Annotated in this window: 23 protein-coding genes; 17 read left to right on the forward strand and 6 right to left on the reverse strand. The window is 72.3% G+C overall.

The window, feature by feature from the left end:
- Positions 1–195: 195 nt before the first annotated feature.
- Entirely contained in the window at positions 196–1,665 is a 1,470-nt protein-coding gene (gene yczR / locus ACZ4Z4_RS11540; protein WP_468325505.1) for a MocR-like transcription factor YczR, read from the reverse strand.
- Between the two features lie 121 nt (positions 1,666–1,786).
- On the opposite strand from yczR, the gene ACZ4Z4_RS11545 reads away from it, so the two are divergent.
- Positions 1,787–2,332: a universal stress protein gene (locus ACZ4Z4_RS11545; RefSeq protein WP_468325507.1), complete on the forward strand. Its 546-nt coding sequence runs from the start codon at positions 1,787–1,789 to the stop codon at positions 2,330–2,332.
- Positions 2,333–2,477: 145 nt separating this feature from the next.
- On the opposite strand, the gene ACZ4Z4_RS11550 is transcribed toward ACZ4Z4_RS11545, so the two are convergent.
- Positions 2,478–3,299 (reverse strand): IclR family transcriptional regulator, encoded by an 822-nt coding sequence (locus ACZ4Z4_RS11550; RefSeq protein ID WP_468325509.1) that lies wholly within the window; start codon positions 3,297–3,299, stop codon positions 2,478–2,480.
- A gap of 349 nt (positions 3,300–3,648) precedes the next feature.
- On the opposite strand from ACZ4Z4_RS11550, the gene allB reads away from it, so the two are divergent.
- Together allB and alc are read left to right on the forward strand one after the other, a co-directional pair.
- A complete protein-coding gene (gene allB, locus ACZ4Z4_RS11555) occupies positions 3,649–5,022 on the forward strand; it encodes an allantoinase AllB (protein WP_468325512.1) in 1,374 nt (457 codons plus the stop codon).
- A gap of 4 nt (positions 5,023–5,026) precedes the next feature.
- Positions 5,027–6,142 (forward strand): allantoicase, encoded by a 1,116-nt coding sequence (alc, locus tag ACZ4Z4_RS11560; protein WP_468325514.1) that lies wholly within the window; start codon positions 5,027–5,029, stop codon positions 6,140–6,142.
- Positions 6,143–6,224: 82 nt separating this feature from the next.
- On the opposite strand, the gene ACZ4Z4_RS11565 is transcribed toward alc, so the two are convergent.
- On the reverse strand, positions 6,225–6,965 hold the full coding sequence (locus ACZ4Z4_RS11565) for a 3-oxoacyl-ACP reductase family protein (RefSeq protein ID WP_468325517.1): 741 nt from the start codon (positions 6,963–6,965) through the stop codon (positions 6,225–6,227).
- Between the two features lie 239 nt (positions 6,966–7,204).
- Here ACZ4Z4_RS11565 and ACZ4Z4_RS11570 point away from each other — a divergent pair, with 239 nt between their 5' ends.
- Positions 7,205–7,813: a dihydrofolate reductase family protein gene (locus tag ACZ4Z4_RS11570; protein WP_468325520.1), complete on the forward strand. Its 609-nt coding sequence runs from the start codon at positions 7,205–7,207 to the stop codon at positions 7,811–7,813.
- Between the two features lie 135 nt (positions 7,814–7,948).
- Positions 7,949–8,386, forward strand: coding sequence for a guanyl-specific ribonuclease (locus ACZ4Z4_RS11575; RefSeq protein ID WP_468325523.1), 438 nt, complete (start codon positions 7,949–7,951; stop codon positions 8,384–8,386).
- A 9-nt stretch (positions 8,387–8,395) separates the two neighbouring features.
- On the opposite strand, the gene ACZ4Z4_RS11580 is transcribed toward ACZ4Z4_RS11575, so the two are convergent.
- Positions 8,396–8,620 (reverse strand): hypothetical protein, encoded by a 225-nt coding sequence (locus ACZ4Z4_RS11580; RefSeq protein ID WP_468325525.1) that lies wholly within the window; start codon positions 8,618–8,620, stop codon positions 8,396–8,398.
- A 164-nt stretch (positions 8,621–8,784) separates the two neighbouring features.
- Here ACZ4Z4_RS11580 and ACZ4Z4_RS11585 point away from each other — a divergent pair, with 164 nt between their 5' ends.
- The 4 genes from ACZ4Z4_RS11585 (at position 8,785) to ACZ4Z4_RS11600 (ending at position 12,548) form a co-directional block, all read left to right on the forward strand.
- The gene (locus tag ACZ4Z4_RS11585) at positions 8,785–10,062 is read left to right on the forward strand and encodes a sensor histidine kinase (RefSeq protein WP_468325528.1); all 1,278 of its coding nucleotides are present in this window, start codon (positions 8,785–8,787) and stop codon (positions 10,060–10,062) included.
- Entirely contained in the window at positions 10,059–10,730 is a 672-nt protein-coding gene (locus ACZ4Z4_RS11590; RefSeq protein WP_468325531.1) for a response regulator, read from the forward strand. The genes ACZ4Z4_RS11585 and ACZ4Z4_RS11590 overlap by 4 nt, the downstream gene beginning before the upstream one ends.
- 71 nt (positions 10,731–10,801) lie before the next feature.
- Positions 10,802–12,004 carry a cytochrome P450 family protein gene (locus ACZ4Z4_RS11595; RefSeq protein ID WP_468325533.1) on the forward strand — a complete coding sequence of 401 codons (1,203 nt, stop codon included), beginning with the start codon at positions 10,802–10,804 and terminating at the stop codon, positions 12,002–12,004.
- Positions 12,005–12,128: 124 nt separating this feature from the next.
- A complete protein-coding gene (locus ACZ4Z4_RS11600) occupies positions 12,129–12,548 on the forward strand; it encodes a PaaI family thioesterase (protein WP_468325812.1) in 420 nt (139 codons plus the stop codon).
- Positions 12,549–12,563: 15 nt separating this feature from the next.
- Here ACZ4Z4_RS11600 and ACZ4Z4_RS11605 read toward each other — a convergent pair whose 3' ends face one another.
- Positions 12,564–13,595, reverse strand: coding sequence for a Gfo/Idh/MocA family protein (locus ACZ4Z4_RS11605; RefSeq protein WP_468325536.1), 1,032 nt, complete (start codon positions 13,593–13,595; stop codon positions 12,564–12,566).
- Positions 13,596–13,695: 100 nt separating this feature from the next.
- Between ACZ4Z4_RS11605 and ACZ4Z4_RS11610 the strand changes: the two genes are divergently transcribed.
- From ACZ4Z4_RS11610 to ACZ4Z4_RS11645, 8 genes are all read left to right on the forward strand, one after another.
- Positions 13,696–14,487: a GntR family transcriptional regulator gene (locus ACZ4Z4_RS11610; protein ID WP_468325539.1), complete on the forward strand. Its 792-nt coding sequence runs from the start codon at positions 13,696–13,698 to the stop codon at positions 14,485–14,487.
- A gap of 140 nt (positions 14,488–14,627) precedes the next feature.
- A complete protein-coding gene (locus ACZ4Z4_RS11615; protein WP_468325815.1) occupies positions 14,628–15,629 on the forward strand; it encodes a sugar ABC transporter substrate-binding protein in 1,002 nt (333 codons plus the stop codon).
- A 125-nt stretch (positions 15,630–15,754) separates the two neighbouring features.
- The gene (locus ACZ4Z4_RS11620) at positions 15,755–16,744 is read left to right on the forward strand and encodes a sugar ABC transporter substrate-binding protein (protein WP_468325818.1); all 990 of its coding nucleotides are present in this window, start codon (positions 15,755–15,757) and stop codon (positions 16,742–16,744) included.
- The gene (locus ACZ4Z4_RS11625; protein WP_468325541.1) at positions 16,741–17,808 is read left to right on the forward strand and encodes an ABC transporter permease; all 1,068 of its coding nucleotides are present in this window, start codon (positions 16,741–16,743) and stop codon (positions 17,806–17,808) included. Before ACZ4Z4_RS11620 ends, ACZ4Z4_RS11625 begins: the two co-directional genes overlap by 4 nt.
- An 8-nt stretch (positions 17,809–17,816) precedes the next feature.
- Entirely contained in the window at positions 17,817–18,638 is an 822-nt protein-coding gene (locus ACZ4Z4_RS11630) for an ATP-binding cassette domain-containing protein (RefSeq protein WP_468325544.1), read from the forward strand.
- A gap of 225 nt (positions 18,639–18,863) precedes the next feature.
- A complete protein-coding gene (locus tag ACZ4Z4_RS11635) occupies positions 18,864–20,021 on the forward strand; it encodes an ROK family glucokinase (RefSeq protein ID WP_468325547.1) in 1,158 nt (385 codons plus the stop codon).
- A complete protein-coding gene (locus tag ACZ4Z4_RS11640; protein ID WP_468325549.1) occupies positions 20,022–20,630 on the forward strand; it encodes a sugar kinase in 609 nt (202 codons plus the stop codon).
- A 91-nt stretch (positions 20,631–20,721) separates the two neighbouring features.
- Entirely contained in the window at positions 20,722–22,026 is a 1,305-nt protein-coding gene (locus tag ACZ4Z4_RS11645; RefSeq protein WP_468325552.1) for a sulfite oxidase, read from the forward strand.
- 12 nt (positions 22,027–22,038) lie between these two features.
- Here ACZ4Z4_RS11645 and ACZ4Z4_RS11650 read toward each other — a convergent pair whose 3' ends face one another.
- Positions 22,039–23,022 (reverse strand): ornithine cyclodeaminase family protein, encoded by a 984-nt coding sequence (locus tag ACZ4Z4_RS11650; RefSeq protein ID WP_468325555.1) that lies wholly within the window; start codon positions 23,020–23,022, stop codon positions 22,039–22,041.
- Positions 23,023–23,190 lie beyond the last annotated feature (168 nt).

The following is a 23,190-nucleotide window of genomic DNA, read 5'->3' on the forward strand; positions in this document are numbered from 1 at the left end:
CCCCAGTGCCGCCGCCGGGCATGCGGTCATGCGGTCATGCGACCCAGTGCCGCCGCCGGGCATGCGGTCATGCGACCCAGTGCCGCCGCCGGGCATGCGGTCATGCGACGCAGTGCCGCCGGGCATGGCCTCCAGCGCCCGCCCCCAGTGCCGCCGGGCGTGTGGTCACGCGAACCAGTGCTGCTGCGCGTGCGGTCATGCGACCCAGTGCCGCCGGGCGGTGTCGGCCGCGGTGGGGTGCAGATCACCGGCCAGGGCCTTGGCCAGGCGGAGTACGGCCTCCTCGGCCCGGGGCGCGGGGAGCGTGAAGGGGATGCGGAGGCGGTGCTCGTGCGTCCCCGGGTCCGCCCCGAAACGGGAGCCGCCCTCGATCCGCACGCCCTGCGCGAGCGCCGCGCGGGCCAGGGCGGACGCGACCGGCCGCCCCAGGTCCACCCAGAGCGACAGCCCGCCCGGCGGCACCCGCCACCGCCACTCCGGCAGGTGCCGGACGAGCGACGCGGCGAGCGCGTCGCGCTGCGCCCGCAGCCGCGGCAGCCGCTCGCGCAGCACGTCGTCCATGCCGCGCAGCAGGTGGAGCGCCACCAGCTGCTCGATGACGGGCGTCGCCATGTCGCTCGGCACGCGCTCCGTCGCCAGCTCGGTGATCAGCCCCGACCCGGCCCGCACCCAGCCGATCCGCAGCCCGCCCCAGTGGGACTTGCTCAACGACCCGAAGGTCACGATCTGCTCGCCCATGCCGCGCCCCGCGAGCGAGGCGAAGGGTGCGGGTGGCGGCCCGTCGAGGGCGATGTCGGCGATGGTCTCGTCGATCAGCAGCCAGGTGCCGGTGGCGCGGGCCGTCTCCAGGACGCGCAGCCGCTGCTCGCGCGGCATCAGGCAGCCCGTCGGATTCTGGAAGTCCGGTACGAGGTACGCGAGGCGGGGCGCCGCCTGCCGCAGCGACGACTCGACGAGGCCGCAGTCCCAGCCGTCCTCCGTGACCGGCACCGGAACCGCCCGCAGACCCGCGCCGCGGATCGCGTCCAGGGCGTTCGGATACGACGGGTTCTCCACCAGGACCCGGTCGCCCTGCCTGCCCAGCAGGGACAGGGTCAGCGACAGCGCGTGCTGCGCGCCGGTGGTGATCAGGATCTGGTCGGGCAGCGTGGGCAGGCCGCGCCGCGTGAAGCGCTCGGCGACGGCGGCCCGCAACTCCGGTATGCCGTACGGGTGGTAGCCCGGCGTCGGCGCGTGCTCGGCCAGCATCAGGCCCGCCGCGGTGAGCGCCGCGCGGAGCTCCGCCTCCGGGGCGCCGGGCGCCGCTATCGCGAGGTCGAGGACGTCGTCGCCCGCGGGGAACGCCGCCACGTTGGCCGGCCGCTGCCCCTGGGGCAGCTCGGTCCAGGTGCCCGCGCCGCGGCGGCTGCGCGCGTAGCCGCCCTCGCGCAGCACGTCGTAGGCCGCCGTGACGGTGGCCCGGCTGACGCCCAGCGCCGAGGCGAGCTCGCGTTCGGCGGGCAGCCGGGCGTGCAGCGGGATGCGGCCGTCGAGCAGGAGGGTGCGCACGCCGTGGGCGAGCGCGCGGTAGCCGGGGCGTTCGCCCACGGTGCCCGTCAGCAGACCGGCCAGCTGCCGGCTGCCCAGCCTCCTGTCCACCGTGTGGACCACGCGTGCGTCTGCCATGCCAACTCCCACTGATTGGCCCTGCTCTCCGGGCCAATCAGCGTACAGACTCCGGTTTCGAGCGCGGCGGCTGGCCTGCGCGGCTGTTTTGGCGCTGTTTTGGCCTGGGAAGGGGAGACCGATGTCAGTGGACGGACCGGCGGGGGACGGATCGGCGGCTGCCGGGGCGGGGCGCGTCGTGGTGGGGGTCAGCGGCTCCCTGGCGAGCCTCGCGGCGCTGCGGGCCGGCGTGGCGGAGGCGCGGCGTACGGGACGGGTGCTGGTCGCGGTCCTCGCGTGGGAGCCCCCGGAGGGGGAGGCGCTCGCGCTGCGCCACCCGGACCGGGAGCGGGCGCGGTACTGGTGGACAAAGGCGCGGGCCCGCCTCGACCGGGCCTTCGACGACGTCTTCGGTGGCGCGCCGCCCGGCGTCGTGGTCGAACGCCGGGTGATCAGGGCGCGCCCCGGCCGCGCGCTGTGCGACGTGGCCACGCGCCTCGACGACCTCCTGGTCCTGGGCGCACGCCCGCACAGACGCATCACACCCCGAACCCACCGTCACGTCCACGCCCACGCCCCGTGCCCGATCCTCACGGTCCCGGCTCCCACGCTCCCGAGGGGCTTGCGCCGCACACTCCGCACTCTGACCCCGGAGGCGGCAGCGCTCCAGGCCCCTATCAGGCAATGACGTCGCGGGGCGCACGGGCGGGCGGGTGGCGGCTTGCGCCGCACAGCGCTCCAGGCCCCTATCAGGCAATGACGTCGCGGGGCGCACGGGTGGGTGGGTGGGAGATCTCCGCCGCGAAGCGGCGGTTCAGTGCCCCGCCCAAGGCTCAGGAGCCAGACCCGGCCCCGGCGGACACCAACGCCTCCGACAACTCCACAGCCACCTCCTGCAAAACGGGCACGATCCGCTCCGTGGCCGCCTCGGTCACCCGCCCCGCGGGCCCGGAGATGGAGATCGCCGCCGCCGTCGGCGAGTTGGGCACCGGCACGGCCAGGCACCGTACGCCGATCTCCTGTTCGTTGTCGTCCACCGCGTACCCCGTGCGGCGCACGATCTCCAGCGCGTCGAGGAAGCCCTCGGGCGTGGTGATCGTCTTCTCCGTGGCGGCCGGCATCCCGGTGCGGGCGAGCAGCGCCCGGACCTCCTCCGGCGACGCGTGCGCGAGCAGCGCCTTGCCGACGCCGGTGGAGTGCGGCAGGACCCGCCGGCCGACCTCGGTGAACATCCGCATGGAGTGCTTGGACGGCACCTGTGCGACGTACACGATCTCGTCGCCGTCGAGCAGCGCCATGTTCGCCGTCTCGCCCGTCTCCTCGACGAGGCGGGCGAGGTAGGGCCGCGCCCAGGTGCCGAGCAGCCGCGAGGCCGACTCGCCGAGGCGGATCAGGCGCGGGCCGAGCGAGTAGCGCCGGTTGGCCTGCTGGCGTACGTACCCGCAGGCGACCAGCGTGCGCATGAGGCGGTGGATCGTGGGCAGCGGCAGGCCGCTGCTGGCGGAGAGCTCGCTGAGACCGACCTCGCCCCCCGCGTCCGCCATCCGCTCGAGCAGATCGAAGGCGCGCTCGAGGGACTGGACGCCGCCGCTCGCGGCGGGGGGCTTGGAGGCGGCGATTTCAGCAGGGGCGTCGCTGGCGCTTGACGTCGGCACGGCGCGTTCCTTTCGGTGCTGGCGGGCAAGGAAGCAGCCTACCGGTCGGTTCTTCCCGAGGGCCGTCGCTCGGCATGCCGTCGCCGCCGGTCAGGGGGCGTTTGTCCGTGTCTCCGCAGGGTTGTCCCGGGAGCCTTCGGGGGTCTCGTTGTGCGTAGCTACGTTCTGGCAGACGGAATCATAATTCCACTCTGTGGAAACGTCCAGTGCGGAGAGGGTTGACCCGGGCCCCCGGAAGTCGACCCTTGACGCCGCCGCCGCAAGCGTGAAAACTCCTTCAACAGAACGTTGAATTCCGTTAAGCGGAAGCAAAAGGTCTGTGCAGCGGAACAGAAGAGAGGGGACGCGGGTGTCCGAAAGGGACGTGGACGTGGACGCGACGGCGGGCCGGAGCGTGGAGCTGGTGCTCCGCTCGACCCGGGTCGTCACCCCGGAAGGGACGCGGGCCGCCTCGGTCGCCGTCTCCGGCGGGAAGATCGTGGCCGTCGCCGCGTACGACGCCGAGGTGCCGGACGGCGCGCGCCTGGAGGACTTCGGCGACGACGCCCTGCTGCCCGGCCTGGTCGACACGCACGTCCACGTGAACGACCCGGGCCGCACGGAGTGGGAGGGCTTCTGGACCGCCACCCGCGCCGCGGCCGCCGGCGGCATCACCACCCTGATCGACATGCCCCTCAACTCGCTGCCGCCGACGACGACGGTGGACCACCTGCGCACCAAGCAGGACGTCGCCCGCAGCAAGGCCCACATCGACGTCGGGTTCTGGGGCGGCGCCCTCCCCGACAACGTCCAGGACCTCAAGCCGCTGCACGACGCCGGTGTCTACGGCTTCAAGTGCTTCCTCTCGCCCTCGGGCGTCGACGAGTTCCCCGAGCTGAACCAGGACCAGCTGGCCGCCTCGATGGCCGAGATCGCCGGGTTCGGCGGACTGCTCATCGTGCACGCCGAGGACCCGCACGAGCTGGACGCCGCCCCGCACAAGAGCGGCCCCAAGTACGCGGACTACCTCCAGACCCGGCCCCGTATCTCCGAGGACACCGCGATCGAGGGCCTCATCGCCGTCGCCAAGCGGATCGGCGCCCGCGTGCACGTCCTGCACCTGTCCTCCTCCGACGCGCTGCCGCTCATCGCCGCCGCCCGGCGCGAGGGCGTCGAGCTGACCGTCGAGACCTGCCCCCACTACCTCACCCTGACCGCCGAGGAAGTCCCGGACGGCGCCAGCGAGTTCAAGTGCTGCCCGCCCATCCGCGAGGCCGGCAACCAGGACCTGCTGTGGGAGGCGCTGGCCGACGGCACCATCGACTGCGTCGTCACGGACCACTCCCCGTCCACCGCCGACCTGAAGACCGACGACTTCGCCACCGCGTGGGGCGGCATCTCCGGACTCCAGCTGAGCCTGCCGGCGGTCTGGACCGAGGCCCGCAGGCGCGGTCACACCCTCGACGACGTGGTGCGCTGGATGTCGCAGCGCACCGCACAGCTGGTCGGCCTCGACCAGAAGGGCGCCATCGAGGCCGGCCGCGACGCCGACTTCGCGGTCCTCGCGCCCGACGAGACCTTCACCGTGGACCCCGCGGAGCTGCAACACCGGAACCGGGTCACGGCGTACGCGGGCAAGACCCTCAGCGGCGTCGTGAAGTCCACCTGGCTGCGCGGCGAACGCATCCTGCACGGCGGCGAGTTCAGCGAACCCGCAGGCCGACTTCTGGAAAGGAACAACTGAAACAGTGACGGCGATACCTACTTTCACCGGCGACGCGAGCCCCTACGGCGGCGGCGAGCCCTACGCCGACTACCGCACGGCCGACTTCCCCTTCACCCAGTACGCCAACCTCGCCGACCGGCAGCTCGGCGCCGGTGTGATCGCCGCCAACGACGAGTTCTTCGCGATGCGCGAGAACCTGCTCCTCGCCCACCCGGCCGTGTTCGACCCCGAGCACTTCGGCCACAAGGGCAAGGTCATGGACGGCTGGGAGACCCGCCGCAGGCGCGGCGTGTCCGCCGAGCACCCGTGGCCCACCGAGGACGACCACGACTGGGCGCTCGTGCGCCTCGGCGCGCCCGGTGTCGTACGCGGCATCGTCATCGACACCGCGCACTTCCGCGGCAACTACCCGCAGGCGGTCTCCGTCGAGGGCACCAGCGTCGAGGGTTCGCCGACGCCGGAGGAGCTCTGCGGCGAGGGCGTGAAGTGGACGACGCTCGTCCCCCGCACGCCCATCGGCGGGCACGCCGCCAACGGCTTCGCCGTCGACGTCGAGCAGCGCTTCACGCACCTGCGCGTCAACCAGCACCCGGACGGCGGCATCGCCCGCCTGCGCGTGTACGGCGAGGTCGTCGCCGACCCCAAGTGGCTCGCCGCACTCGGCACGTTCGACGTCGTCGCCCTGGAGAACGGCGGCCAGGTCGAGGACGCCTCCGACCGCTTCTACTCCCCGGCCACCAACACCATCCAGCCGGGCCGCTCCCGCAAGATGGACGACGGCTGGGAGACCCGCCGCCGCCGCGACACCGGCAACGACTGGATCCGCTACCGCCTCGTCCAGCAGTCCGAGATCCGCGCCGTGGAGATCGACACCGCCTACCTCAAGGGCAACTCGGCGGGCTGGGCGTCCCTCTCGGTACGTGACGGCGAGACGGGGGAGTGGACCGAGGCGCTGCCCCGCACCCGCCTCCAGCCCGACACCAACCACCGCTTCGTCCTCCCCGCACCGGTCGTCGGCACGCACGTCCGCGTCGACATCTTCCCGGACGGCGGCATCTCCCGCCTGCGCCTGTTCGGCTCCCTCACCGAAACCGGCACATCCAGGCTGACGGCCCGCCACCAGGAACTGGGCGGCTGACCGCCCCCACAAAACGTGGGGCGCACCGGGTGGACAGCCCCGGTGCGCCCCGCACCCATGTCCCGCCCCCGGCGTGTGGGTCTCAGGCCGCGTGACCGCCGTCCACCGACAGCTCCGTACCCGTGATGTACGCCGCGTCGTCGCCGGCGAGGTAGCCGACCAGGGACGCCACCTCGTCGGGGGAGCCGAAGCGGCCGAGGGCGGTCACGGCGCTCTGGCCGTCGGCGAAGGGGCCGTCCGCCGGGTTCATGTCGGTGTCGATCGGGCCCGGCTGGACCAGGTTCGCCGTGATCCTCCGGCCGCCCAACTCCCGTGCCAGCGCCTTGTTGAGGCCGATCAGCGCGGCCTTGCTGGTCGCGTAGAGGGTGCCGCCGGGGCCGGGGACCCGCTGCGCCATGCAGCTGCCGATGGTGATGATCCGGCCGCCGTCGCGGAGCCGGGCGGCCGCCGCCTGTGAGGCCAGGAAGACGCCTCGTACGTTGACGGCCATGACCCGGTCGATGTCCGCGAGGGTCAGGTCGCCGATGGGGCCCAGCACGCCGATCCCCGCGTTGTTCACCAGGATGTCCAGGCCGCCCAGGTCGTCGGCCGCGCGGTCCACCGCGCCCGCCGCGTCCCCGGCGTCCGCCGCGTCCGCCCGGAGCGCGAAACCGCGACGCCCCATCGACTCGATCTTCGCGACGACCTCCCGGGCGGCGTCCTCGCCCCGCACATAAGTGATCGCCACATCGGCGCCCGCCTCGGCCAGGCGCAGCGCGATCGCCGCCCCCATGCCGCGGCTGCCGCCGGTGACCAGGGCCGTCCTGCCGGTGAGAGAAGACATGTCCCTACCTCTTCCGTGTTGTTTCACTGCTTCAGCAAGTGCTTGCGGGTTCAATAAAAGTCGCGCGAGCAGGTGAGGGCTGGCGGGCATCGGACACGTATCTCCGCGTCCGCCGACGGGCGATGACTTTTCGGCGGCCGCGGGGTCTGAGTGGTGAGAGGCGTCCCCCGCCGCGGGGACGCCGCAGCGAACGCAGCGAACGCAGCGAAGACGCGGAAGAAGCAAAGAAGGTGCTCGCCATGAAGCTCACGCTCACCCAGTTCGTCACCCTCGACGGCGTCATGCAGGCCCCGGGCGGCCCGGACGAGGACCGCAGCGGCGGGTTCGAGCACGGCGGCTGGTCCGTGCCCTACGGCGACGAGGACTTCGGCGCCTTCGTCAACGAGGTCTTCGACCGCGCCGACGCCTTCCTGCTCGGCAGGGGCACGTACGAGATCTTCGCCGGCTACTGGCCAAGGATGACGGACCCCGACGACCCGGTGGCCTCGCGGCTCAACTCACTGCCCAAGTACGTCGCGAGCACCACTCTGACCGGCGCGGACTGGCAGGGCACGCGGATCATCGGCCGCGACGACCTGGTCAAGGACGTCAGCGCGCTCAAGGAGCAGCCGGGCCGCGAGCTTCAGATGCACGGCAGCGGCGGCCTCGCCCGTTCCCTGCTGGCGCACGACCTGATCGACACCCTGCACCTCCTGACGTTCCCGGTCGCCCTCGGCACCGGCAAACGCCTCTTCGGGGAGGGCGCGCTTCCCACGGCGTTCCGGCACACGCGGTCGCGCACGACGTCCAAGGGCGTCGTCATCAGTACGTATGAGCGAGAGGGGCGCCCGGAGTACGGCAGTTACTAGGGCCGGGTGCCCCGTGGCGGCGGGGTGGCCAGGCGTTTCGGCGGGGTGGCCGGGCGGCGGCGGGTGGTTAACTCCCGGAAAACTTCACAGACTTGTCGTTGACACGCCAACCTCTACGCGCGTCACACTGGACCCATGCGAATCCCCCCACGAACCCCACGAAGCCGATTCCTCGGCGCCACCGCCCTCGCCGCAGCTCTCCTCCTCGGCGGCCCCACGGCCACGGCGGCCACCGCGAGCGCCGCACCAGCCGCCCCCGCCGCTTCGGCCGCCCCCTCCGTCGCCGCGGTTGGCTCCATCTGCTACTCCGCGCTGCCCTCCCAGGCGCACGACACCCTCGACCTGATCGCGGCGGGCGGCCCCTACCCGTTCCCGCAGGACGGCACCGTCTTCCAGAACCGCGAAGGTGAGCTGCCGCAGCAGAGCTCCGGCTACTACCACGAGTACACGGTCATCACGCCGGGCTCCGACGACCGCGGCGCCCGCCGCATCGTCACCGGCCAGAAGAGCCAGGAGGACTACTACACCGCCGACCACTACGCCTCCTTCGACCTGGTCGACCACGGCTGCTGACACGACCTCTCAGCGCGCCGACAGGCTCCGTAAGCTCCGCACGGCGGCGAACACCGCGCAGGCCAGCACGATCAGTGCCACGCTCGCGTACGTCTCGTAGCCGTCGAGGAAGCCGGCGCGCTGCACCAGGCCCCACCCGGCCAGTGCGCCGGTGAGCCGGTGGATCAGTCCTGCCGCGCCCTGGAACAGCAGGACCACGCCGAGGAACTCCAGCAGCCGCTTCACATCCTTCATACGCATACGGAAGATCCTCGTCCCGTGCCTTGCCCGCGGACATCCGCCGCGGGGCGGGGATCTTCCCCGTGAGCGGTCCGAAAGTCGACGACCCGCGCGACTTTGGTGGACGATCATGCGCGAGGCGCGTCCGCGCCCGCCCGAGGTGCGTAGATTTGTCGACCATGAGCGGCACTGATCCCACGCGGCGGCCCGAGCCGGAGCCCGCCGCCGGCCACGCGTCCGGACCGTTGGTCAGGGCTCCGTGGGCGCTGCCCTCCGCCCTCGCCCAGGAGTTCGACCCCGACCGCGCGGGGCGCCGGACGCGGCGGACCGCGCGCGACTGGCTCGCCGACTTCAGCTGCTTCCTCGCCGCCGTCTGCATCGGGATGGTGGGCGCCGACGCCGTCATCGACAACCCGCACGTCTCCCAGGGAGCCGCGGAGCTCGACCAGGTGATCGGCGCGCTGGCCTGCGCCGCGGTCTGGCTGCGCAGGCGCTGGCCGCTCGGCCTCGCCGTCGCGATGGTGCCGGTCGCGGTGGCCTCCGACACGGCGGGCGGCGCCGCGGCGGCGGCCCTCTTCACCCTCGCCGTGCACCGGCCCTTCCGGTACGTCGCATGGGTCGGCGGAGCCTCGATCGCGGTGCTCCCGCTCACCTACTGGCTACGCCCCGACAAGGACATGCCGTACGGGGTCTCCATCGCCTTCGGCGTCCTGGTGACCGTATCGGTCATCGGCTGGGGCATGTTCATGCGCTCTCGCCGCGCCCTCCTGCTCAGCCTGCGCGACCGTGCCCTGCGCGCCGAGAACGAGGCCGCGCTCCGCGCCGAACAGGCCCAGCGGCTCGCCCGCGAGGACATCGCCCGCGAGATGCACGACGTCCTCGCCCACCGCCTCACCCTGCTCAGCGTCCACGCGGGCGCCCTGGAGTTCCGCCCGGACGCGCCCCGCGAGGAGATCGCGCGGGCCGCGGGCGTCATCAGGGAGAGTGCGCACGAGGCGCTCCAGGACCTGCGCCAGGTCATCGGCGTGCTGCGCGGCGGCGACACCGACGCCTCCGGCCGCCCGCAGCCCACGCTCGCCGCCCTGGACACCCTCGTCGCCGAAGTCCGCGAAGCGGGCATGAAGGTCGTCCTCGACAACCACGTCACCGACCCCGCGGCCGTGCCCGCCGCCCTCGGCCGCACCGCCTACCGCATCGCCCAGGAAGGCCTGACCAACGCCCGCAAACACGCCCCCGGCGCCGAGGTGACGGTGACCGTCACCGGCGCGCCCGGCGAAGGCCTGACCCTGTCCGTGCGCAACCCCGCACCACCCGGTGACGTACCCCATGTGCCCGGTTCCGGACAGGGCCTCATCGGCCTCGCCGAACGGGCCTCCCTCGCGGGCGGCAGCCTCCGGCACGCGCCGGGACCCGACGGCGGATTCCACCTGGAGGCCTGGCTACCGTGGGCGTCATGAAACCCATCAGGCTGCTGCTCGTCGACGACGATCCGCTGGTGCGCGCCGGGCTCTCCTTCATGCTCGGCGGCGCGGACGACATCGAGATCGTGGGCGAGGCGGGCGACGGCACCGAGGTCGCCCCGCTGGTCGGCGAAGTCCGCCCCGACGTCGTCCTGATGGACATCCGCATGCCCAGGATGGACGGCCTCGCCGCCACGGAGGCCCTGCGCAGGCGCCCCGGCGCCCCCGAGGTCATCGTCCTCACCACGTTCCACGCCGACGAGCAGGTGCTGCGCGCCCTGCGCGCCGGCGCGGCGGGCTTCGTCCTCAAGGACACCGCGCCCGCCGAGATCGTCGCCGCGGTGCGCGCGGTGGCCGCCGGGGAACCGGTGCTCTCCCCGACGGTGACGCAGCAGCTGATCACCCGGGTGACCGGCGCCGACCCGCAACTGGACCGCAGACGGCGCGCGTCGGAGCGGTTGGCCGCGCTGGGGGAGCGCGAGCGGGAGGTGGCCGTCGCGGTCGGACGCGGCGGCTCCAACGCGGACATCGCCGCCCAGCTGTACCTGAGCGTCGCCACGGTCAAGGCGCACGTCTCTCGCATCCTGACGAAGCTGGACCTCAACAACCGGGTGCAGATCGCCCTGCTGGTGCACGACGCGGGCCTTCTCGACCAGGACGGCTGAACAGAACGGCTGAGGGGAACTCCGCGCCGCGGCCGGTGCGTTGATCTCATGGACAACTGGAGGAGACCCGCATGGCGGACACGATCGACCTGGCGACGTACGGCGAGCGGTTCAGAGACGACCCGCACCCGGTCTACGCGGAGCTGCGCGCCCTCGGACCCGTCCACCGGGTCCGCCTGCCACCCCCGGAGGACATCGGCGACGCCTATCTGATCGTCGGGTACGACGAGTGCAGGACGGCGCTCACCGACCCCCGTTTCGCCAAGTCCTCCGTCAGCGCGGGCTTCGCGTTCCGCGAGGAGGGGCTGATCGGCACGCATCTGCTGATCGCCGACCCGCCCCACCACACCCGGCTGCGCAAGCTCATCACCCGCGAGTTCACCATGCGCCGGGTCGAGGCGCTGCGCCCCCGCATCCAGACGATCACCGACGACCTCCTCGACGAGATGCTCCTGCGGGGCGAGACGGCGAGGACCCGCCGCGGCGATCTGCTCGAAGCGCTCGCCTTCCAGCTCCCCATCACCGTCATCTGCGAGCTCCTGGGCGTCCCCGACATCGACCGCACGGCGTTCCGCCGCATGTCGAACGGCATCGTGGCCTCGCCCACCCAGGAGGAGGAGGCCGCCGCCTTCGTGGAACTGGCGGGGTTCCTCGACGACTTGGTCGCGACCAAGCGGGCGGCGCCCGGCGAGGACCTGCTGAGCGCCCTGATCCGCACCACGGGCGAGGAGGACGGCGACCGCCTCTCGCCCGACGAGCTGCGCGCCATGGCCTTCGTGCTGCTGATAGCCGGCCACGAGACGACGGTCAATCTGATAGGCAACGCGGTGCATGCCCTCTTCACCCACCCCGACCAACTGGCCGCGCTCCGCGCCGACATGTCCCTCCTCGACAACGCCATCGAGGAAGCCCTCCGCTTCGAGGGTCCCTTGGAGGGCGCCACGTACCGCTTCGCCACCGAGGACACGGAGCTGGGCGGCCTCGTCATCCCCGCGGGCTCCATCGTGCGGGTCGGCCTCGCCGCGGCCGACCGGGATCCGGCCCGCTTCCCCGAGCCCGACCGCTTCGACATCCGCCGGGCCCCGCAGGGCCACGTCGCGTTCGGTTACGGCCTGCACCACTGCCTGGGTGCCCCGCTCGCGCGGATCGAGGCGAGGATCGCGCTCGGCTCGCTCCTGGAGCGCTGCCCGGACCTCGCCCCGGACGGGCCACCGGGGGAGTGGCTGCCGGGGACTTTGATCAGGGGGATGCGGCGGCTTCCCGTCCGGTGGTAGTAGTTCGGGCATGACCGAACACGCGTCGCCGGGCGGGCCGGTGCCCGATCACTCGTCACCGGCCCAGCCGGTGCCTGACCAGACGGTGCCCGATCAGGTGGTGTCCGACCCCGCCGACCTCGGCATGGCCCAGAAGGTGCTGGACGCCCAGCCGTTCAGCCGCCTCGTCCGGGCCCGTGTGACGCGGTTCGGCGGGGGCGCGGCCACCCTGGAGATCGGCATCCGCGAGGAACTGCACCAGCAGAACGGCTTCGTGCACGGCGGTGTGCTCGCCTACGCGGCGGACAACAGCATCACGTTCGCCGCGGGCACCACCCTGGGCCCCGCCGTGCTGACCTCGGGCTTCTCCATCCAGTACGTCCGTCCCGCGACCGGCACCAAGCTCGTCGCCCGCGCCGTCGTGGCCCACTCGGGCCGCCGCCAGGCGGTGGTCCGCTGCGAGCTGTTCACCGTCGACGAGGAGGGTGGCAAGGGCGGCGAAGGAGGCGATGGCGGCGAGACGCTGTGCGCGATCGCCCAGGGCACGGTGCTCTCCACGGCCTGACCGGCACGCGCGAGCTCACCCCCCGTACGACTCCGTGATCGCCGTGCTCTCCGTGATCTCCGCGAGCCGCACCGGCCGCCGCTCCCGCCGCGACAGTTCGCACGCCTCGGCGATCCGCAGGGCGTGCAGCGCCTCGCGGCCGTCGCAGGGGTTCGCGCGCTCGCCCCGCACGACCTCCACGAAGGCGGCCAACTCCGCCTCGTACGCGGGCGCGAAGCGCTCCAGGAAACCGGGCCAGGGCTTGGCCGGGGCGGGCGGCCCCGCCGGCTCCGCCGAGGTGAGAGGGGTGCGCTCGTCCATGCCGACCGCCAACTGGTCGAGCTCCCCGGCCAGTTCCATGCGTACGTCGTAGCCCGCGCCGTTGCACCGGGTCGCGGTGGCCGTGGCGAGCGTGCCGTCGTCGAGGGTGAGCACCGCGGCCGCCGTCTCGACGTCGTCCGCCTCGCGGAACATCGCGGGGCCCGTGTCGGAGCCGGTCGCGTACACCTCCGTGACCTCGCGCCCCGTCACCCAGCGCAGGATGTCGAAGTCGTGGACCAGGCAGTCGCGGTAGAGGCCCCCGGAGAGCGGCAGATACGCGGCCGGGGGCGGGCACGGGTCCGAGGTGATCGCCCGCACGGTGTGCAGCCGCCCGAGCCGGCCCGCGCGCACCGCCTCGCGGGCCGCCGCGTACCCCGCGTCGAAGCGCCGCTGGAAGCCGAGCTGGAGCTCCGTGCCCGCGGCCTCGACCTCGGCGAGGGCGGCCAGCGTGCCCGGCAGGTCGAGGGCGATGGGCTTCTCGCAGAAGACCGGGAGGCCGGCGCGCGCCGCCGCGCCGATGAGCTCGGCGTGCGCCGCCGTCGCCGCCGTGACCACCACGGCGTCCACTCCCGCGGCGAAGACCTCGTCGACCGAGGGCACCGCCGTCGCCCCGGTCCGCGCCGCGAGACCGGCCGCCCGCGCGGCGTCCACGTCGGCGATCACCAGGGAGGTCACCTCGGGGTGGCGGGCCAGGACGGCCGAGTGAAAGGTGCCGATGCGGCCCGTTCCGATCAGTCCGATGCGCATGGCCCCACCCTCGCGACGCCGGACCCTCCTGTCAATGGTTTGTCCGGACAACAGAACTTAAGAACTTCCCGTCATCATCTCCTGGGACTACGCTCGCCCCGTGTCCAAACCAGTCGCCAGAACAGCCCAGGACAAGCCGGTCCAGGACCCCACGGTCGACCTCCGGCTCGGCGTCGACCGCAGCAGCCCCGTCCCGCTCTACTTCCAGCTGGCCCAGCAGCTGGAGGCGGCGATCGAGCGCGGCGCCCTGACCCCGGGCAGCCTCCTCGGCAACGAGATCGAGCTCGCGGGCCGCCTCGGCCTGTCCCGGCCCACCGTCCGCCAGGCCATCCAGTCCCTCGTCGACAAGGGCCTGCTCGTCCGGCGCCGGGGCGTCGGCACCCAGGTCGTGCACAGCCAGGTCAAGCGCCCCCTGGAGCTCAGCAGCCTCTACGACGACCTGGAGGCGGCGGGCCAGCGCCCCGAGACCCGCGTCCTGCGCAACGCCCTGGAGCCCGCCTGCGCCGAGGTCGCCGCGGCCCTCGGGATCGCCGAGGGCGACGAGACGCACGTCGTCGAACGGCTCCGGCTCGCGCACGGCGAACCCATGGCCCACCTGCGCAACCACCTGCCCACCGGGCTCCTCGACCTCGAAAGCACCCGCCTGGAGGCCACCGGCCTCTACCGCCTCATGCGCGCCGCGGGCCACACCCTGCACAGCGCCCGCCAGTCCGTCGGCGCCCGCGCCGCCACCGCCGAGGAGGCCGCCCTGCTCGCCGAGCCGGCCGGCGCCCCGCTCCTCACGATGCGCCGCACCACCTTCGACGACACGGGCCGCGCGGTCGAGTTCGGCTCCCACGTCTACCGTGCCTCGCGCTACTCCTTCGAGTTCCAGCTCCTCGTACGGCCGTAGACGGCCCCTCGGCCCCGGGCGTCAGAATGTTCTGACAAAGCCATTGACGCTCCGGCGCGCGCCCCGCTAGAACTCCCCCAGCCGCACCGAGGCGGCCGGGAGAAGAGGGGTGGTCCACCATGCGCACATCCCGCACGGTCATGCGCACATCCCGCACGGCGAAGGGCGTCACGGCCTGTCTGGCGGTGATCGCGCTCGCGGCCGGCTGTAGCAGCTCCGGCGGCAAGGACGACGAGGACACCTCCGGGGACGGCGGCGGGGGCGGCAAGGGCGTGAACACACCCCGCCTGAAGATCGCGATGATCACGCACTCGGGTGAGGGCGACACCTTCTGGGACATCGTCCGCAGCGGTGCCAAACAGGCGGCCGCCAAGGACAACGTCGAGTTCCTCTACGCCAACGACAAGGAGGCCAAGGGCCAGGCCGAGCTCGTCCAGTCCTTCGTCGACAAGAAGGTCGACGGGATCGTGGTGACCCTGGCCAAGCCCGAGGCGATGCGGTCCGTCCTCGGCAAGGCGGCGGACGCGGGCATCCCCGTCGTCACGATCAACTCGGGCGGCGAGTTCTCCGAGCGGTTCGGGGCGCTCAGCCACATCGGCCAGGACGAGTCGGTGGCGGGCGAGGCCGTCGGCGAGGAGCTCAACACGCGCGGAAAGAATAAAGCTCTCTGCGTCATCCACGAACAGGGCAACGTCTCCCTCGAACAGCGCTGCGCCGGGGTGAGGAAAACCTTCGACGGCACGGTCGAGAACCTCAACGTCGAGGGCACCAACGCGCCCGGCGCCCAGTCCTCCATCAGCGCAAAACTCCAGGCCACGAAGGACATCGACGCCGTCGTCACGCTGGGCGCGCCGATCGCCGCGTACTCGGTGAAGGCGAAGGACGAGGCGGGCAGCGAGGCGGAGATCGACACCTTCGACCTGAACGCCGAGGTCGTCAAGCAGCTCAAGGCCAAGGAGGTCGGCTTCGCCGTCGACCAGCAGCCCTACCTCCAGGGCTACCAGGCCGTCGACCTGCTCTGGCTCTACAAGACGAACGCCAACGTCCTGGGCGGCGGCAAGCCCGTCCTCACCGGACCCGCCGTCGTCACGAGGAAGGATGTGCCGAAGCTGGAGAAGTACACCGCTCGCGGTACCCGATGAACACACGCGTGATCCGCGTGGTCGATACTTGGGCGGCTGGGGCCGGGGATCCGGACCGGCCGCACAGAGCAGTAGAGCAAGAAGGGCACGGCGTCGTGACAAGGGTGAAGACAGGGGTACGCGCGGTGGGCGCCGTGCTGGTGGCGGTGCTCGGCGTGACCGCGGGACTGACCGGATGCAGCAGTACCGGCGGAAAGCGCGCGGAGGACGCCCGCAAGGCGGCCGCCGCGGGCGGGAAGGCGGCGGTGGACACACCGCGCTGGACCTTCGGCATGGTGACCCACTCGGGTGACGGCGACACGTTCTGGGACATCGTGCAGAGCGGCGCCAAGCAGGCCGCCGTCAAGGACAACATCAAGTTCCTGTACGCCCACGACGACGAGGCCCAGCAACAGGCCCAGCTCGTGGACTCCTACATCGACAAGAAGGTCGACGGGATCATCGTCACGCTGGCCAAGCCCGACGCGATGAAGGGCGCCCTGGCCCGCGCGAAGAAGGCCGGCATCCCGGTGATCACGGTGAACTCCGGTTCCGCGGAGTCCAAGGAGTTCGGCGCCCTCACCCACATCGGCCAGGACGAGACGATCGCGGGCGAGGCCGTCGGCGAGGAGCTCAACAAGCGCGGCAAGAAGAAGGCGCTCTGCATCCTGCACGAGCAGGGCAACGTCGGCCACGAGCAGCGCTGCGAAGGCGCCAAGAAGACCTTCGACGGCAAGCTCCAGAACCTGTACGTGACCGGCACCAACATGCCCGACGTGCAGTCCTCCATCGAGGCCCGCCTCCAGACCGACAAGTCCATCGACGCGGTCGTCACGCTCGGCGCGCCCTTCGCCGACACCGCCGTGAAGGCCGCCGACAGCGCGGGCAGCAAGGCCGAGGTCGACACCTTCGACCTCAACGAGAAGGTCGCCGCCGGCCTGAAGTCCGGCGACCTCGGCTTCGCCGTCGACCAGCAGCCCTACCTCCAGGGCTACCAGGCCGTCGACCTGCTGTGGCTGTACAAGTACAACGCCGACGTCCTCGGCGGCGGCAAGCCCGTCCTCACCGGACCGCAGATCGTCACCAAGGACCAGGCGGACGAGCTGGAGGACTACGCGAAGCGAGGGACCCGATGACCGCGAAAGCACCCGCGCCCGCACCCGCGCCCGCCCCGGCCTCCAGGACCGACGAACGCCTGGTCAAGACCTCACCGCTGAAGAAGCTGATGGGCCGCCCCGAGCTCGGCTCGGTCGTCGGCGCCGTCGCCGTCTTCATCTTCTTCTCGATCGTCGCGGACAGTTTCCTCCAGGCCACCAGCCTCGCCACGGTCCTGTACGCCGCCTCGACCCTCGGCATCATGGCGGTGCCGGTGGCGCTGCTGATGATCGGCGGCGAGTTCGACCTGTCGGCGGGCGTCCTCGTGACGACGTCCGCCCTCGTCTCGTCGATGTTCAGCTACCAGATGACGGCCAACGTCTGGGTCGGTGTCGGCGTCTCGCTGCTCGTCACCCTCGCCATCGGCGTCTTCAACGGCGTGATGCTGACGCGCACGGACCCGCCGAGCTTCATCATCACGCTCGGCACGTTCCTGATGCTGACCGGCATGAACCTCGGCTTCACCAAGCTGATCAGCGGCACGGTCTCCACCAAGTCGATCGCCGACATGGAGGGCTTCTCCTCGGCCAAGGACGTCTTCGCCTCGACGATCACCATCGGCGGCGTCGACTTCAAGATCACCATTCTGTGGTGGCTCGGCCTGATCCTGATCGCCACCTGGATCCTGCTGCGCACCCGCGTCGGCAACTGGATCTTCGCGGTCGGCGGCGGCGAGGACGCGGCCCGCGCGGTCGGCGTCCCGGTCGCCAAGACCAAGATCGGCCTCTACATGGGCGTCGCCTTCGGCGCCTGGATCTCCGGCCAGCACCTGCTGTTCAGCTACGACACCGTGCAGTCCGGCGAGGGCGTCGGCAACGAACTGATCTACATCGTCGCGGCCGTCATCGGCGGCTGCCTCATCACCGGCGGCTACGGCTCCGCCGTCGGCGCGGCCGTCGGCGCGCTGATCTTCGGCATGGTCAGCAAGGGCATCGTGTTCGCCGAGTGGAACTCCGACTGGTTCAAGTTCTTCCTCGGCGTGATGCTGCTCCTGGCGACCCTGCTCAACCACTGGGTCCGCAAGCGCGCGGAGGCGACGAAGTGACCACGGACATGACGCAGACCGACGCGGTCCCCGAGGACGGGGGCGGGCGTACGCCGCTCGTCGAGCTCGACGACGTCAGCAAGTACTACGGCAACATCCGCGCGCTCGAAGGCGTCTCCCTGGAGGTGCACGCGGGGGAGATCTCCTGCGTGCTCGGCGACAACGGCGCGGGCAAGTCCACCCTCATCAAGATCATCGCGGGTCTGCACAAGCACGACGCGGGCACCTTCCGCATCGAGGGCGAGGAGACGCGCCTCGGCTCGCCCCGCGAGGCCCTGGACCTCGGCATCGCCACGGTCTACCAGGACCTCGCCGTGGTCCCCCTGATGCCGGTCTGGCGCAACTTCTTCCTCGGCTCCGAGCCGACGAAGGGCACGGGACCGTTCCGCCGCATGGACGTCGACCTGATGCGCGAGACGACCCGCGCTGAGCTGCTCCGCATGGGCATCGACCTGCGCGACGTGGACCAGCCCATCGGCACGCTCTCCGGCGGTGAGCGCCAGTGCGTGGCGATCGCACGCGCCGTCTATTTCGGCGCGAAGGTGCTCGTCCTCGACGAGCCGACCGCGGCGCTCGGCGTCAAACAGTCCGGCGTCGTCCTGAAGTACGTGGCCGCGGCGCGGGACGCGGGTCTTGGCGTGGTCCTGATCACGCACAACCCGCACCACGCGTACCTGGTCGGGGACCGGTTCGTCCTCCTCAAGCGGGGCGTGATGTCCGGCTCCTACACCCGCGCGGAGATCTCCCTCGACGACCTCACCCGTGAGATGGCGGGCGGCTCCGAACTCGACGACCTCCGTCATGAGCTGGAGGGCCGCGGTTCAGCCTGACGGCTGGGGGCGCCCCGTCAGGGGCGCGGGGAACTGCGCGACCAGCCACGACGTGGCCGCAGACGCATCTGCTCAGTGCTCGGCAGACGCGTCTGCGGCCTTTCGTGGGCTGAGCGCGCAGTTCCCCGCGCCCCTGAGCTACCCGGCCCGGGGTCACCGGGAACGGCGCCCCCGCCCCGGGGTCCCGTGTGCGCGCCCCCGCGAGCGTGAGGCAGAATCGCCGCAATGAGCACCTACCGCGACCTCGCGCACCGCGGCTCCGCACGAGCCACCGTCCTGCGGACCGTGGGCACGCGTGAGCGCCGATCACATCTGACGGCGCCCCGCGTCAACACCGTCGGCATCGACATCGGCGGCACGAAGGTGATGGCGGGCGTCGTCGACCCCGACGGCAACATCCTGGAGACGCTCCGCACGGAGACCCCCGACAAGTCGAAGAGCCCCCGTGTCGTCGAGGACACGATCATCGAGCTGGTCCTGGACCTCTCCGACCGCCACGACGTGCACGCCGTCGGCATCGGCGCCGCCGGCTGGGTGGACGCGGACCGCAACCGCGTCCTGTTCGCCCCGCACCTGTCCTGGCGCAACGAACCGCTGCGCGACCGCATCTCCGGCCGCCTCGCGGTCCCGGTCATGGTGGACAACGACGCGAACACCGCCGCCTGGGCGGAGTGGCGCTTCGGCGCCGGCCGCGGCGAGGACCACCTCGTCATGATCACCCTCGGCACCGGCATCGGCGGCGCGATCCTGGAGGACGGCCAGGTCAAGCGCGGCAAGTTCGGTGTGGCCGGCGAGTTCGGGCACATGCAGGTCGTCCCCGGCGGCCACCGCTGCCCGTGCGGCAACCGCGGCTGCTGGGAGCAGTACAGCTCCGGCAACGCGCTGGTCCGCGAGGCCCGCGAGCTCGCCGCCGCGGACTCCCCGGTCGCGTACAACATCATCGAGCGCGTCAAGGGCAGCGTCCCCGACATCACGGGCCCCCTCATCACCGAGCTGGCCCGCGAGGGCGACGCGATGTGCGTCGAGCTGCTCCAGGACATCGGCCAGTGGCTGGGCGTCGGCATCGCCAACCTGGCGGCGGCCCTCGACCCGTCCTGCTTCGTGATCGGCGGTGGTGTCAGCGCCGCCGACGACCTCCTGATCGGCCCGGCCCGCGACGCCTTCCGCCGCCATCTGACCGGCCGCGGCTACCGCCCCGAGGCCCGCATCGCCCGCGCGCAGCTCGGCCCCGAGGCCGGCATGGTCGGCGCCGCCGACCTGGCCCGCCTGGTCGCCCGCCGCTTCCGCCGCGCCAACCGCCGCCGCGTGGAGCGCTACGAACGCTACGAGCGCTACGCAGAGGCGCGCCGCACCAACGACCGCACAGCCCAGGGAACCCAGTAGATGACCGTGCCCCGCCAGCCCTCGTCCCCGGACAGCCCCGGCGCACCCGAGCCGGACCGGGACGGGGGCAAGGCCCGCAAGACCGAGGACCGCAGCCACATGATCCGCCGCCGGTGGCTGACGGCGATCATCATCGTGCTGCTCATCGGCGTGCCCGCCGGCTACCTGGTGATCTCCGCGAACCAGAGCCGCAACAGCGGCCGCGACAAGGAGGACAAGTACTCGGCGACCGGCCTCACCGCGGGCTGGCCCTCCAAGGTGCAGCGCCGCCTGTACGAGGTGCCGGTCCAGCCGTACTCGGACGAGGTCGCCTACTACGAGACGAACAACTGGCGCACCAGCCGCCTCTACGTCCAGTTCCTCACCAGCAACGAAGGCCTGGAGAGGTTCCTCAAGCAGATCGGCACGGTCGAGGGCGCCCTCAAGCCGAACGACATCACCATCAGCAAGCGGGACCAGAACGTCGTCGGCTGGGAGTTCACGGGCCCGGGACCCTGGTCCGGCCTCACGCACGAGCAGGACGACCCGAAGCCGACGCAGGACGTCGTCGTGGACCGTTCGAACGCGGAGCACCCGATGGTGTACGTGGTGTCGACGACGACTCCCTGAACGGACGTACCGACGCTCTGAACACTGCGGGCTTGTGAAGATCGAGGCGATCTCCAGGCCAGGCCCGGCCCCGCCTCCTACGGTGTGGGCCATGACGAGAATCACGGAATCGGAGTCGGCGTACGACCGGCGCAGACTGAACCAGTGGTTAGCCGGGGAGGCCCGCGCCGAAGGGGTGGGGCGCCGCGACATGGTGCGGCTCCTCGCGGCCGCGGGCCTCGCCTCCGCGCTGCCGGTCGCCCTGTCGGCGCCCACGGCGGGCGCGGCGGGCCCGGGGAGCGCGGCGCGGCCGGTGCGGGCACGGGCGGCGGGGGAGGGCATCGTCAAGCCGCTGCCACCGGAGCTGTTCACCATCCACGGCACGAACGCGGAGACCCGCTTCGAAGCCCTCGCGGGCACCGGCCTCACCACGCCCGTCTCGCACTTCTTCGTCCGCAACCACACGACGACACCGCGCGTCGACGCCGCGTCCTGGAAGCTGCGGATCTGGGGCGACGGACTGACGGGCGCGGCACGGCAGTTCACCCTCGCCGAGCTGCGGAGCCTGCCCCCGGTGACACGCACGGCGTTCGTCGAGTGCGCGGGCAACGCCAGGAGGTTCTTCACGACCCAGCAGAACCAGTCCGTGCTCGGCACCCCGTGGTGCACGGGCGCCATCGGCGCGGCGCGCTGGCGCGGGGCCCGCCTCTCCGACGTCCTGCGCCGGGCGGGCCTCTCCCCGCGGGCGGTGGACGTGATGCCGCGCGGCCTCGACGACGAGTACGTCACGTCGAACGGCACGAACTACGGTCGCGTACGCCGTCCCATGCCGATCTCCAAGGCGCTGGACGACGTCCTCCTGGCGTATGAGATGAATGGCGAGCCCTTACCTCCCGACCACGGGTTCCCGGTCCGCCTCCTCGCCCCGTCCTGGGTGGGCATCTCCTCGATCAAGTGGCTGGGCGACATCGAGGTCTCGACCGTGCCCCTCTACTCACCCTGGAACACGGACTTCTACCGCCTCTACGGCGACGCGTACCCCTCCGAGGGCAGCGCCCCCCTGACCCGCCAGACCCTGAAGTCGGCCTTCGAACTCCCCTGGAACGCGCGCCTGTCCGCACACACCCGCCACCGGCTCACGGGCCGCGCCTGGTCGGCCGACGGCGCGGTCACCCGGGTCGAGGTCAGCACGGACGGCGGCGCGTCCTGGCGCGCCGCCCGCCTGCACGACCCCGGGCAGCGCGGCTCCTGGACCCGCTGGTCGATCCCGTGGACACCCCGCAAGTCCGGCCCCGCCGAACTCCTCTCCCGCGCCACGGACTCCACGGGCCGCACCCAGCCGGAGACGACGGTGCACAACACGCAGGGCTACCTGTTCGACGCGGTGCTGCGGCACGCGGTGACGGTGGAGGCCTAGGGCCTGCGGCAGTCACTCGGCGGCCGTCCACTTCTCGTACGCGGCGGCCGCCACCGCCAAGTCCTCCCACGCCATCCCCGCCGACTTGAACAGCCGGGGCCGTCCGTCGGCCGCCCGCACCTCGCCGCGGACCAGGGCGTCCAGCGTGTGCAGCTCCGCCATGTCGAAGGCCCCTTCGGCGGCGGCGAGCACCAGATCGCCGCACTCCCGCGCCGCCACCTCGCGGGACTCCGCCACCACCGTGGCGCGGCCCACCAGCGGGGCGTCGACCTCGCGGGCGTCCGGCTCGTGCGAGCCGACCGCAGCGACCGTCGCACGGCCGGGCAGCAGGGCGCTGTCGAAGAGGGGTTCGCGGGCCGTGGTGCAGCAGCAGACCACGTCCGCGTGGGCCACGGCCTCCGGGCTCGCCGAGGCCGCCGTGAGCCCGGCGGCGCGGCATCGGTCGACGAAGGCCGCCACCCGGCCGGGATGCCGCGCGACGACATCGACGTGACGCAGCGCGGGCCGCACCGCCCGTACCGCCTCGACGTGCCCCCAGGCCTGCGGCCCCGTCCCGAAGACGACCAGCCGACGGGCCTCCGGGACCGCCAGGTGCCGCACCGCGACACCGGACAGCGCCGGAGTGCGCAGCGAGGTCAACGCGATGCCGTCCAGGAGGGCCAGTGGCGTGTGCGTCACCCCGTCCAGGAGGAGGTACATGCCCTGGACGCGGGGGAGGCCGCGGGCCGCGTTGCCCGGCGTGACGGTGGCGACCTTCACGCCGGCGTACGACGCCGTGGCCGACGGCATCATCAACAGCTGCCCCCCGGGCACGTCCACGACTGCGCGGGCAGGCTCCGCGGCCGGATCGAGCCCCGCGCCGAGGACGGCCTCCAGCGCGTCGACGGCGGCGGACATAGGGACGAGCCGGCCCACTGCCGCGGCGTCGAGGTACGGCGTGGCGCCGGCGTGTGTGCTCTGTGCGGGCTGTGCGGTCCGTGCGGTTCGTACGCTCATGCAGCTGCCCCTACCCCTTCCGTTCCCGGACGACCGGACGCTTTGCGCCATCCGCCGCGCCGGACCAACCCGCGACGGGGAACCCGCGGCCCGCTCCGTGAACGCCGCCACGCAGCTGACCCCCGCCCCGGGCCGGCAGGCAGGCCAGCTGCCGTCCGGTCGGTGGAC

It is taken from the genome of Streptomyces sp. NPDC030245, from assembly GCF_055572995.1.

Bases quoted from the DNA above. Each gene is read 5' to 3' on its own strand.
- ACZ4Z4_RS11595 (WP_468325533.1), top strand. From the start codon at position 10,802: ATGGCGGACACGATCGACCTGGCGACGTACGGCGAGCGGTTCAGAGAC.
- ACZ4Z4_RS11600 (WP_468325812.1), top strand. From the start codon at position 12,129: ATGGCCCAGAAGGTGCTGGACGCCCAGCCGTTCAGCCGCCTCGTCCGG.
- ACZ4Z4_RS11615 (WP_468325815.1), top strand. From the start codon at position 14,628: ATGCGCACATCCCGCACGGCGAAGGGCGTCACGGCCTGTCTGGCGGTG.
- ACZ4Z4_RS11590 (WP_468325531.1), top strand. From the start codon at position 10,059: ATGAAACCCATCAGGCTGCTGCTCGTCGACGACGATCCGCTGGTGCGC.
- ACZ4Z4_RS11625 (WP_468325541.1), top strand. From the start codon at position 16,741: ATGACCGCGAAAGCACCCGCGCCCGCACCCGCGCCCGCCCCGGCCTCC.
- ACZ4Z4_RS11645 (WP_468325552.1), top strand. From the start codon at position 20,722: ATGACGAGAATCACGGAATCGGAGTCGGCGTACGACCGGCGCAGACTG.
- ACZ4Z4_RS11640 (WP_468325549.1), top strand. From the start codon at position 20,022: ATGACCGTGCCCCGCCAGCCCTCGTCCCCGGACAGCCCCGGCGCACCC.
- ACZ4Z4_RS11585 (WP_468325528.1), top strand. From the start codon at position 8,785: ATGAGCGGCACTGATCCCACGCGGCGGCCCGAGCCGGAGCCCGCCGCC.
- ACZ4Z4_RS11630 (WP_468325544.1), top strand. From the start codon at position 17,817: ATGACGCAGACCGACGCGGTCCCCGAGGACGGGGGCGGGCGTACGCCG.
- ACZ4Z4_RS11570 (WP_468325520.1), top strand. From the start codon at position 7,205: ATGAAGCTCACGCTCACCCAGTTCGTCACCCTCGACGGCGTCATGCAG.
- ACZ4Z4_RS11580 (WP_468325525.1), bottom strand. From the start codon at position 8,620: ATGAAGGATGTGAAGCGGCTGCTGGAGTTCCTCGGCGTGGTCCTGCTG.
- ACZ4Z4_RS11605 (WP_468325536.1), bottom strand. From the start codon at position 13,595: ATGCGCATCGGACTGATCGGAACGGGCCGCATCGGCACCTTTCACTCG.
- ACZ4Z4_RS11575 (WP_468325523.1), top strand. From the start codon at position 7,949: ATGCGAATCCCCCCACGAACCCCACGAAGCCGATTCCTCGGCGCCACC.
- yczR (WP_468325505.1), bottom strand. From the start codon at position 1,665: ATGGCAGACGCACGCGTGGTCCACACGGTGGACAGGAGGCTGGGCAGC.
- ACZ4Z4_RS11650 (WP_468325555.1), bottom strand. From the start codon at position 23,022: ATGAGCGTACGAACCGCACGGACCGCACAGCCCGCACAGAGCACACAC.
- ACZ4Z4_RS11635 (WP_468325547.1), top strand. From the start codon at position 18,864: ATGAGCACCTACCGCGACCTCGCGCACCGCGGCTCCGCACGAGCCACC.
- ACZ4Z4_RS11545 (WP_468325507.1), top strand. From the start codon at position 1,787: ATGTCAGTGGACGGACCGGCGGGGGACGGATCGGCGGCTGCCGGGGCG.
- ACZ4Z4_RS11565 (WP_468325517.1), bottom strand. From the start codon at position 6,965: ATGTCTTCTCTCACCGGCAGGACGGCCCTGGTCACCGGCGGCAGCCGC.